13 protein-coding genes are annotated in these 10,859 nt (G+C 37.9%); 10 read left to right on the top strand and 3 right to left on the bottom strand.

What is annotated here, in order from left to right; genetic code table 11:
• The first annotated feature begins 204 nt into the window (after positions 1-204).
• Complete coding sequence (locus Q2U82_RS15665; RefSeq protein ID WP_410005745.1) at positions 205-606, top strand: acyl-CoA thioesterase; 402 nt, start codon at positions 205-207, stop codon at positions 604-606.
• On the opposite strand, the gene Q2U82_RS15660 is transcribed toward Q2U82_RS15665, so the two are convergent.
• From Q2U82_RS15660 to ribD, 3 genes are read right to left on the bottom strand one after another with little or no spacing between them, the layout of a single operon-like run.
• Complete coding sequence (locus tag Q2U82_RS15660) at positions 607-1,218, bottom strand: IMPACT family protein (RefSeq protein ID WP_410005744.1); 612 nt, start codon at positions 1,216-1,218, stop codon at positions 607-609.
• A 2-nt stretch (positions 1,219-1,220) separates the two neighbouring features.
• Positions 1,221-2,090 carry an EamA family transporter gene (locus tag Q2U82_RS15655; protein ID WP_410005743.1) on the bottom strand — a complete coding sequence of 290 codons (870 nt, stop codon included), beginning with the start codon at positions 2,088-2,090 and terminating at the stop codon, positions 1,221-1,223.
• Entirely contained in the window at positions 2,087-3,136 is a 1,050-nt protein-coding gene (ribD, locus tag Q2U82_RS15650; RefSeq protein ID WP_410005742.1) for a bifunctional diaminohydroxyphosphoribosylaminopyrimidine deaminase/5-amino-6-(5-phosphoribosylamino)uracil reductase RibD, read from the bottom strand. The genes Q2U82_RS15655 and ribD overlap by 4 nt, the downstream gene beginning before the upstream one ends.
• A gap of 28 nt (positions 3,137-3,164) precedes the next feature.
• Here ribD and Q2U82_RS15645 point away from each other — a divergent pair, with 28 nt between their 5' ends.
• The 9 genes from Q2U82_RS15645 to Q2U82_RS15605 all read left to right on the top strand — a co-directional run bounded on the left by Q2U82_RS15645 (position 3,165) and on the right by Q2U82_RS15605 (position 10,815).
• Positions 3,165-3,650, top strand: coding sequence for a GNAT family N-acetyltransferase (locus Q2U82_RS15645; RefSeq protein WP_410005741.1), 486 nt, complete (start codon positions 3,165-3,167; stop codon positions 3,648-3,650).
• A 94-nt stretch (positions 3,651-3,744) separates the two neighbouring features.
• Positions 3,745-4,617: a peptide chain release factor N(5)-glutamine methyltransferase gene (prmC, locus tag Q2U82_RS15640; protein WP_410005740.1), complete on the top strand. Its 873-nt coding sequence runs from the start codon at positions 3,745-3,747 to the stop codon at positions 4,615-4,617.
• Positions 4,601-5,191: a TIGR00730 family Rossman fold protein gene (locus Q2U82_RS15635; protein WP_410005739.1), complete on the top strand. Its 591-nt coding sequence runs from the start codon at positions 4,601-4,603 to the stop codon at positions 5,189-5,191. Before prmC ends, Q2U82_RS15635 begins: the two co-directional genes overlap by 17 nt.
• A gap of 96 nt (positions 5,192-5,287) precedes the next feature.
• Positions 5,288-5,992, top strand: coding sequence for an MIP family channel protein (locus Q2U82_RS15630; protein ID WP_410005738.1), 705 nt, complete (start codon positions 5,288-5,290; stop codon positions 5,990-5,992).
• 83 nt (positions 5,993-6,075) lie between these two features.
• Positions 6,076-8,070 carry an NAD-dependent DNA ligase LigA gene (gene ligA / locus Q2U82_RS15625; RefSeq protein WP_410005737.1) on the top strand — a complete coding sequence of 665 codons (1,995 nt, stop codon included), beginning with the start codon at positions 6,076-6,078 and terminating at the stop codon, positions 8,068-8,070.
• 58 nt (positions 8,071-8,128) lie between these two features.
• Positions 8,129-8,647 carry a DUF6913 domain-containing protein gene (locus tag Q2U82_RS15620; protein ID WP_410005736.1) on the top strand — a complete coding sequence of 173 codons (519 nt, stop codon included), beginning with the start codon at positions 8,129-8,131 and terminating at the stop codon, positions 8,645-8,647.
• Between the two features lies 1 nt (position 8,648).
• Positions 8,649-9,524, top strand: a complete 876-nt coding sequence (dapA, locus tag Q2U82_RS15615) for a 4-hydroxy-tetrahydrodipicolinate synthase (protein ID WP_410005735.1) — start codon at positions 8,649-8,651, stop codon at positions 9,522-9,524.
• Positions 9,525-9,661: 137 nt separating this feature from the next.
• A complete protein-coding gene (locus Q2U82_RS15610) occupies positions 9,662-10,471 on the top strand; it encodes an outer membrane protein assembly factor BamD (protein ID WP_410005734.1) in 810 nt (269 codons plus the stop codon).
• A gap of 11 nt (positions 10,472-10,482) precedes the next feature.
• Positions 10,483-10,815, top strand: coding sequence for a DNA-directed RNA polymerase subunit omega (locus tag Q2U82_RS15605; RefSeq protein ID WP_410005733.1), 333 nt, complete (start codon positions 10,483-10,485; stop codon positions 10,813-10,815).
• Positions 10,816-10,859: the final 44 nt, after the last annotated feature.

Below are 10,859 nucleotides of genomic sequence, written 5' to 3'. Positions count from 1 at the left end.
AGTTAAAATTCTGTTTTTTGTTTTTTAAAAGGTGTGGTCAAAAAATAGGGGATGGAGTATTTCCGAGCTAATTCTTAACAGTGCAAATATGTGAACAAAAAAGTTATAAAAAAAACTACAATAGGGTTGAATTTATAGTTTTTTTTTCCCATACTTCCCTTTCGATAAAACTACAAAAAAACTTTTTGTAATTAACACAAAATTTTGAAGAATACACTTACACATATTAGGGTGCGTTATGGTGAGACAGACCAAATGGGAGTGGTCTATTACGGCAACTACGCACAATACCTGGAACAGGGTAGAACAGAATGGCTCCGCGAGCTCGGTTTTTCATATAAATGGATGGAAGCCAACAATGTACATCTGCCCGTGGTGCATTTAAGTATTGATTATAAATTGCCTGCTTTTTATGATGATTTGCTCACGGTAAAGACATTTTTAAAGCAAATGCCCAATGTGAAAATTGAGTTTTATTATGAAATTTATAATGAATCCAAACAACTTTTAATCACTGCGACCACTGTTTTGGTTTTTGTGAACAGCACCACAAAAAAGTTGATGAAGGCACCAGATTATTTAATTGAAAAATTAAAGGAAGAATAGTTAATCCTCTATCTGCTTGATGGTCACTTTGTAGGTGTTTTCAAATAACTCAAAAACCCGTACTGCATCTTTTTTACGAACAGCAATTTCAAATTCACAATCCATTTCCATTTTTTGATTTACTACAGAAATATCTTCGTCTTTGATTATCCGCATCACCGTATTCATTTCTGGATATTCAAATTTTAAAAGAAAGGTTTCATCGATAGTTTTTTCTACTATTCTACAATTTTCCAAAGCCATTTGGGCTGTAGTTTTGTAGGCTTGTATCAATCCGCCCACACCCAGTTTTGTGCCGCCAAAATAGCGTACCACAACCACCAAAACATTTGTTATTTCAAAAGATTGCAGTTGCCCGTAAATAGGCATTCCGGCACTGTTTGAAGGTTCGCCATCATCATTTGCGCGATAATTTTCGTAATTTTTTCCTAGCTGCCAAGCGTAGCAAAAATGCCGTGCGGAATGGTGCTGTTTTTTAAGATTTTCAATATGCTCTTTTACATCTTCTTCCGAAGAAACCGGAAAGGCATACCCGAAGAATTTGCTTCCCTTTTCTTTAAAAAGAGCTTCTCTTGAAGGTTTTAAAATGGTTTTATAAGTGTCTTTCTCCATAACTATTTCGTTATGGTTATTAATAGAATGCTGATGATTGCTAGCCCAATTCCAATCCAATTCTTCAATAATAATTTCTCCTTGAAAAGTAATATTCCCAGCAAAGTTGAAACCATTACAATAGCCACATTGTTAACGGTGAAAATACCTGAGCTGTCAAAAATATCGCTGCGCAACGTTTGCACCAAAAAATAAACTGAAAAGTAATTCGGGATTCCCAAGGCAATACCCGCAAGTATGTTTTTATAATGAAATTGAAACTTTCCTTTAATAGTTTGAAATATTAAAAAGAAAACCCCGATTAAAGCTGCCATTCCATAAATAGTTGCCGAAAATATAGGGGTGTCGTTTTTGGCTATAAATTCGTCTTCCAGGTATTTAATGGTGGTATCTATAATTCCACTTCCCAAAAAAACCAAAACTGGAAAAATAATATTGGACGGTTTTATTTTTAGTCCATCATTTGTTTTTATGGATGCCAAATAAACTGCAATAAGCGCCAAAATGATTCCCATGATTTTAAAAATTCCGAGGCTCTCCTTATAATATATTAGCCCAAAAAGAATAGGAATTACCACGCTCATTTTTGTAGCCACGGAAACTACAGAAAGTCCGCTACGCTGTGTGGTTATAGCCATCAAATTGAATACTGTGATGAACAATACACCCAAGCACAAAGCAAAAGGAAACCAAGCAAATTGTGCGATTTCAGAAAAACTAATTACGTTTTCTTGAAAAATAATACCACAAAAACAGGCGGTTATATAATTCATAACAATGGCGTGCATAGTGTTGATTTTAAACTTTGTAAAAAGTTTAAAAACCACAAAAATCATTGTAGAGGAAAGAATACTAAGCGCGAGTGCTATCAAGTGTTTTGGTTTTTAAATTTTCGCAATGTATCGTCCTTTATTTTTTCTTCGGAAAATAAAACACCTTTAAAGTTTGGCGCCTTAATGCCTTCTCCAAAACAGATACTTCCATTAAACACGAATGCTTCGTCCCAAAGATTCGCGTCAATAAAAGCTTGCAGTGTCTTCGCGCCACCCTCAATTATAACTGACTGAATTTCTCTTTTGAAAAGCGCTTGGCAGATTTGTTGCGGAATTTCTTCTGAAAAATTAACCTTTTCAAAATCTAAATTTCCTGAGGTTTTTGTTTCCTTTTCATTGAAAACAATGGTTTTAGCAGTTCCATCAAAAACTGAAAAATCTTGTGAAAGTTTTAAACTTCTGTCAATAACAATTCGCACAGGATTATTTCCAGCCCATTCGCGAACCGTTAGCGATGGATTATCTTGCAAAACAGTATTTGTTCCAACTAAAATAGCCTGTTCCTTCGCCCGCATTTTATGAACCAATTGTCGCGAGAATTCATTGGTGATCAAAAAAGGTTCTTTTTTGTTTCGTGTTTCGTTTTTAGGCGAAATAAATCCATCAGCCGTTTCTGCCCATTTCAGAAAAATATAAGGTCTCTTTTTTTGGTGAAAGGTGAAAAAACGTTTGTTCAGTGCATCACATTCTCCGTCCAAAGCCCCGACAATCACTTCGCAACCGGCCTTCATCAATTTTTTAATACCGCGTCCCGCAACTTTTGGGTTTGGGTCCAAACTACCAACCACCACTTTTTTTATTCCGCTTTCAATAATCAAATCTGCACAGGGCGGGGTTTTTCCAAAATGGCTGCACGGTTCCAAGCTAACATAGATAGTTGCCTCTTTCAGTAATTCTTTGTTTTCAACACTTTTTATCGCGTTAACTTCGGCGTGGGGTAGCCCGGCTTTGTAATGCCAGCCTTCGCCAATAATTCTGTCATTGCGGACAATTACACTGCCCACCAACGGATTTGGATAGGTAGTTCCCAGTCCGTTTTTGGCTAATTGGATGCAGCGCAACATATATTTTTCGTGTATCTTCACAGCGTAAAAATACAAGGATTTAATTAGAATGAACACACCAATAATCCGTCTTATTGAAAAGAAGGACAATCCGCAAATAGCCAAAGTGATACGCAACGTTTTGGAAGATTTCAACGTGCCGAAAGTGGGTACGGCCTATGCTGATAAATCTTTGGATTGTATGTTTGAAACCTATCAAAAACCAAATGCCGTTTATTTTGTTGTGGAAGAAAACAACAAAATTATTGGCGGTGCTGGCGTTGCGAAATTGGATAATTTTGAAGGCAATGTCTGCGAACTCCAAAAAATGTATTTTCTTCCCGAAGCTAGAGGCAGGGGAGTTGGAGCGCAAATGATGGAATTTTGTTTGGCAAAAGCGAGTGAGTTTGGTTTCGAAAAAATATATCTTGAAACCATGGAATATATGACCCACGCCCAAAAACTATACAAACAAGCTGGTTTTGAATATATAGATTGCGCAATGGGCGACACGGGCCATTATTCCTGCCCAATACATATGCTGAAAACATTGTAAAACCCAAAACCCAAATTCCAAATCTCAAAATACAAAACCCCAAACGTCGATTTGGGTTTCGATTTCGATTTCGTTTTAATATTAATACTGTCGCTTGAAAATTTCAGAACAAAAACAACATTTTAAAAAGCAACTTTCCGGCTTATTCCCTTCGGAAGAAATACAATCGTTTTTCAATATACTTTCTGAAAAATACTTAAACCTTTCCCGAATAGAAATCGCCTTAAATCCTGATAGAAAAATTTCCGAAACTGAGGCCGAAAAATTTCAGAGAGCATTGCTTCGCTTAAAAAATCACGAACCCATTCAATATATAATTGGAGAAACCGAATTTTACGGGCTTCCTTTTAAAGTAAATAAACACACTTTAATTCCACGTCCCGAAACCGAGGAACTTGTTGAGTGGATTCTCTCCGAACAAAAACTCACTACTCACTACTCACTACTCACTACTATTTTGGACATTGGTACTGGCAGTGGTTGCATCGCTATTTCTCTTGCAAAGAATCTTCCCAATTCAAAAATTTCGGCATTGGATATTTCTGAAGAAGCTTTAAAAATTGCTCGTGAAAATGCTGAAACGAATAAAGTGGAAGTTGATTTTTTTCAAACCGATATTTTGGTCGCGGAAACCCTTCCGAAGAAATATAATGTGATAGTTTCCAATCCGCCTTACGTTCGTGAACTTGAAAAAAAACAGATGCAGCAAAATGTTCTAAAGTACGAGCCCGATTCAGCTTTGTACGTTAGCAATGAAGACCCGTTGCTTTTTTATCGAGTCATTTCGCAATTGGCAAAAAATCATTTGCAGCCAAACGGAAAACTCTTTTTCGAGATTAATGAGTACCTTGCTGATGAATTGACCGACCTTTTAAAAAACGAAGGATTTAAAAATATTGAAATAAAAAAGGACATATTCGGAAAAGACCGAATGCTAAAAAGCACTCTAAATGAATCAGCTAGATAAAATATGTGTCTTCTGCGGAAGTAGCGAAGGCAACGACCTCGCCATAAATGATGCAGCCATAAAACTAGGAAAGATCTTCTCCGAGCGAAACATAACCTTGGTTTACGGCGCCGCGAAAATAGGAGTAATGGGCACCATTGCCAAAAGCGTTTTGGATAACAATGGAAAGGTTATCGGCATTATCCCCAATTTTTTAAAGAAGAAAGAAGTTGTGCATCTGGGCCTCACCGAGTTAATTACTACTGAAAATATGCACGAGCGCAAAATGAAAATGCAAGAAGAAAGTGATGGCTTCATCGCGCTTCCCGGCGGAATGGGCACTTTGGAAGAGCTTTTCGAGATAATAACCTGGCTTCAGTTAGGGCTGCACCAAAAACCAATCGGACTTTTGAATATAAATGGTTTCTACAATGATCTTATAAAAATGCTTGAAACTATGGTGCGCAAAGGTTTCCTTTCTATGGATAACTATAGCCTTCTTTTAGTGGATTCCAATCCAAAGCAACTTTTGAAAAAAATGGAGGAGTTTAAAAGGCCCGATGTTCCAAAGTGGCTAAATTCCGACAGAACATAACTCGTTATCAACATTTTAACCCTCCTTTTTAACATTTTTCTTTTAATAGACTCATTTTCCTAAATTTAAGTTGTCTAACCTCTTAAATAATTGAAAATGAATTCATCAAAAAAGTATTTTGCCGAAGCACTCGGCACTTTTGCATTAGTTTTATTTGGCTGTGGCGCTGCAACTATTGCTAGCGTAACCCATTCTGGCCCTGCCGGAATTGGGCTTTTGGGTATTTCCCTTGCATTTGGTTTTGCAGTTTTGGTAATGGTCTATACTATTGGACCAATTTCGGGCTGCCACATTAACCCAGCAATTTCAATAGCCATGTTGGCAGCGGGAAAACTCTCGGCCAAAGACACTTTGGGCTATATCATTTCACAATGTATTGGAGCTATTGCTGCGGCTGGCTTGCTATATGTTTTAGCAACTGGAAGCGCAGGTTTCGCAATGCCCGAATGGGGCTTAGGCGCTAACGGCTGGGGTCCTGGCTATCTCGGAGAATACGATATGAAATCTGCTTTGATTGCAGAATTTGCATTCACTTTTCTTTTTTTAATGGTGATTTTCGGCGCAACTGCTTCCAAACATACTTCGCCAATGATGGCAGGGCTTGCCATTGGTATTTCCTTGGCATTGATACATATGGTTGTTATTCCAATTACGGGTACCTCCGTGAATCCAGCCCGTAGTTTAGGCCCAGCGCTTTTTGCAGGCGGAATGGCGTTGCAACAACTTTGGCTTTTCATCGTCGCTCCAATAGCAGGAGGACTTTGCGCGGCATTGGTGCGCAATATCTTTTTGGATGATTGATTTTTAAAATTCTGTTGAAAATTTCATAAATAAACCTCACCGTTTTTAAAAAGCTGTGAGGTTTAAAATTTTATATTTGTTCTATGAACATTGAACAACAAATCAAAACTCTTCGCGACGAGCTTCGCGAGCATAATTACAACTATTACGTACTCGATACACCCGCTATTTCCGACTTTGAATTTGACCAAAAATTAAAGCAACTTCAAGAGCTGGAAAAAGCGCATCCCGAGTTTTATGATGCCAATTCACCAACTTTAAGGGTTGGTGGCGAAATAACCAAGAATTTTGAAACCGTGCCGCATACCTATAGAATGTTTTCCTTGGACAATTCCTATTCAAAAGAAGATTTGGAAGATTGGGAAAAGCGCATCGAAAAAATGGTAGATGGCAAGGTTGAATTTACCTGTGAACTTAAATATGACGGAGCTTCCATAAGTTTGACTTACGAAAATGGAATGCTGAAAAAAGCAGTAACCCGAGGTGATGGTTTTCAGGGCGATGACGTTACCGCAAACGTAAAAACCATCCGTTCAGTCCCGTTACAGTTGAAAGGTGATTATCCGCCACTCTTTGATATTCGTGGCGAAATAGTTTTGCCTTTTGAAGGCTTCGCAAAGATGAACGCTGAAAGAGTAGAACTTGGCGAAGAACCATATCGAAACCCACGAAACACTGCTTCGGGAAGCTTAAAATTGCAGGATAGTTCCGAAGTTGCAAAACGTCCTTTGGACTGTCTTTTATATAGCTTGAAAGGTGAACGGATTCCTATAAAAACACAATTTGAAAGTTTAGATAAAGCTCGAGAATGGGGTTTTAAGGTTCCAGAAGCAGCCAAACTCGCCAAAAATCTGGATGAGGTTTTGGAATTTGTAAATTATTGGGATGTTCATCGACACGAATTGCCATACGAAACCGATGGGGTAGTGGTGAAGGTAAACAATCTGCAGCAACAGGAAGAACTTGGCTACACAGCCAAATCGCCACGTTGGGCGATGGCCTATAAATTTAAGGCAGAGCAGGTTTCCACGGTTTTAAACCAAATAACCTATCAAGTTGGAAGAACGGGCGCAATTACGCCTGTTGCAAATCTGGAACCCGTTGAATTGGCTGGAACTATTGTAAAACGCGCTTCACTGCACAACGCAGATCAAATTGAAAAACTAGATATTCGCGAAGGCGATACCGTTTTTGTTGAAAAAGGCGGCGAGATTATTCCGAAGATAATTGGAGTGGATTTTACACAGCGCGATCCAAATTCTTCACCAACAGATTATATAACCGAATGCCCCGAATGCGGAACAACTTTGGTTCGAACCGAAGGCGAAGCCCAGCATTATTGCCCAAATGCAGAAGGTTGTCCGCCGCAAATTATTGGCCGTATTCAGCATTTCATTTCGCGAAAGGCGATGGACATTGAAGGTTTGGGGGGCGAAACCGTGACGCTTTTGGTAAACAATGGTTTGATAAATAATTACGCCGATTTGTATCTTTTAAAAGAAGAACAGATAATTCCGTTAGAACGAATGGCGCAGAAAAGTGCCGAAAATATGATAAAGGGAATTGAAGCTTCCAAAAAAACTCCTTTTGAAAGGGTGCTTTTCGCGCTGGGAATCCGTTACGTGGGTGAAACCGTTGCCAAAAAACTGGCAAAACACTACAAAACAATTGATGCCTTAAAAAACACTTCCGAAGAGGAATTGACAACCGTTGATGAAATCGGCGAACGAATTGCCCAAAGTGTGGTTTCCTTTTTCGCTTCCGAAGAGAATATTGAAACCATTGAACGTTTAAAGAATTATGGCGTTCAGTTGGAGATTTCCGCAGAAAAACTCGCCAATCAAACGGATGTTTTACAAGGAAATACCTTTGTAGTTTCCGGCGTTTTTACAAAAGTTTCTCGTGATGAGCTTAAAAAATTGATTGAAGATAACGGCGGCAAGGTTTCCAGTTCCATTTCGTCCAAAACAAATTATGTGGTAGCGGGCGATAATATGGGGCCGAGCAAGAAAACAAAGGCAGAGAGTTTAGGCGTTTCAATTATTTCAGAAGATGATTTTTTGCAAATGATTTCTTAATTGAAAGCAGAAAAGAGTTGAAAAAAACTATTTTTGCCACACAAGAATTGGGCATTCCATGTTGAAAAAAGTAAAACATCATTCCTTAAAAAAACACACCGAAAAAAACTTGACCGAGCGTGATATTTCACAAAGGAATACATCTTTAAAGTATTTGGGTTTTTTGGTGGACGAAGCTTTTTTTGACGATTTTGAAATGCTTTATGAATTTGGAAGAGAACTTGGTTTGCAGCGGAAAGATGTGAAACTTTTCACTTTTGTGGAAACGAGAAGAAAAATTCCATCGCTTCGGCAAAACCAAATAACCAATAAAGAATTTACTTGGCGGGGTGAAATCCACAACCAAAATGCAAAGGAGTTTCTCGATTTTCCGTTTGATGTTTTGATTGGCTTCTATAAAGAAAAGCACAGATTTTTGAGTGCAATGGTTGCACAGAGCAGAGCGAAATTTAAAGTAGGTTTTAATGATGCTGATGAGCGGCTTTTCGATTTACTTATAACTGTTGACCTGCAGCAACCGGAAGCTTTTAAAAGTGAGATAAAAAAATATTTGAAAATATTTAAAAAAATAGATTGATATGAAAGAATTAATAGGAACGGGCGTAGCACTGATCACACCTTTTAAAAGTGATTTTTCGGTAGATGTGGAAGGGCTTAAAAATGTGGTGAATTTCAATATTGAAAACGGAATTGATTATTTGGTAGTTTTGGGAACTACTGCTGAAAGTGCAACACTTTCAAAAGAAGAAAAACAAGTTGTTATTGATACGATAATTGATGCAAACAATGGGCGTTTGCCTTTGGTTTTAGGTATTGGCGGCAATAATACACAGGAGGTTATTTTAGAAATGAAAACCCGCGATCTTTCCGCTTTTACGGCTATTCTTTCGGTTTCGCCATATTATAATAAACCTACACAAGAAGGGATTTATCAACACTTTGCAGCAATTGCTAAACAGGCTCCCTTGCCGATAATTTTATATAATGTTCCAGGTAGGACAGCTTCAAACATGCTTCCGGAAACGGTAATCCGCTTGGCGAATGATTTTGAAAAGATTGTTGCCATAAAAGAAGCCGCGGGCGATATTGTACAGGCAATGAAATTGATTTCCGGTTGCCCAAAAGATTTCTTGATAATTTCTGGTGATGATATGGTTACGTTACCAATGGTGCTGGCTGGCGGAGCAGGGGTGATTTCGGTAATAGGTGAAGCTTTTCCAAAGGAATTTTCAAAGATGGTAAAGCTCGGTTTGGATAAAAAAGTAGATGAAGCCTACAAAATTCACTATAAAATAGCTCCGGCAATCGATTATATTTTTGCGGAAGGAAACCCTGCGGGAATAAAGGCGGTTTTTAAATCCCTGGGAATTTGCGGCGATACCGTTCGCCTTCCTTTAGTGGGAGTTAGTGATGGCCTGAGAGCCAAAATAGATTCTTTTGCCAAAAATTTCTAAAACCGTTCTTTTTCGCTTATTCGTTAAATATTTCAAAAGGCTTGCAAATAATAGGCTTGAGCGCAATATTTTAGCCGAAGAATAAGTTTGTTCAATCATGTTTAATTCCCTATTTTTGCACGATGTTTTTTAAGCCCATGCGATTACCACTTTTTATAATACTCAGTCTTACAATTCTTCTTTCCTCCTGTGGCGAATACCAACGGGTACTTCGGAAGGATGATATGGGTAAAAAATATGCTATGGCGGATTCGCTGTACAAAATTGGCAAATATCGAAAAAGCCTGAAATTGATGGAACAGATAGTTCCTTCATACAGAGGTAAACCTCAAGGTGAAAAATTGATGTTTATCTACTCAAATACCTACTATAATTTAGAGGATTATTATTTGGCTGGTTACCAATTTGAGCGTTTTACGCAAGCATACCCACAAAGTGATAGTGCTGAAGTAGCTTCTTTTAAAGGCGCAAAAAGCTTTTATCAGCTTTCGCCCAGATATTCCTTAGACCAAAAGGACACCTATAAAGCGTTGGAAAAACTTCAGGAGTTTATAAATCGTTATCCAAATTCTTATAAAAGAACTGAGGCCAACACGCTAGTTGCCGAATTGCAGGAAAAGCTAGAAACCAAAGAGTATGAAACTGCAAAACAATATTTGCACGTGGAAGATTATAAAGCTGCCATTGGTGCTTTTGATAATTTTATTACTGATAATCCCGGTTCTCATTACAGAAAAGATGCTTTTTACGGAAGGTTCGTTGCGGCTTATAAATTAGCCATTAACAGTATTCCATCTTTGGTCCAGGAACGTTTGATTACAGCAAAAGGATATTACAATAATTTTATGAAATATTACAAGGATACAGAACTTGCTCAAGATGCAACAGAGATTTCTCAAGATATAGAGCGTAGAACCGTAACCACAGAAACAGAACCCACTAGTTAATTAATTTTATTATGGATATTAAAAATTCAGAAGCACCCATCAACACCGTTACACTTGACAAAAATTTGATTGATGCGCCAACTAACAATATTTATGAGGCTATTTCAATCATTTCAAAAAGAGCTTCACAAATAAACGGCGACATCAAGAAAGAACTTCTTGAAAAACTTGATGAGTTTGCAACTTACAACGACAGTTTGGAAGAAATTTTTGAAAACAAAGAACAAATTGAGGTTTCAAAATTCTACGAAAGACTTCCAAAACCGCACGCATTGGCTGTACAAGAGTGGTTAGAAAACAAAATCTACTACAGAAACACCAAAGACGAGGTAGTAGAAGAATAACAGTTATTCGTTAAAAGGTAATAGTCAATTTGACGTTAGCCTTA

This window comes from Aequorivita nionensis, from assembly GCF_046352995.1.
In the GTDB taxonomy this organism is placed as follows: Bacteria; Bacteroidota; Bacteroidia; order Flavobacteriales; family Flavobacteriaceae; genus Aequorivita; species Aequorivita nionensis.
The sequence above is the reverse complement of the archived record's forward strand: the minus strand, read 5'-3'. Positions and strand labels throughout refer to the sequence as shown.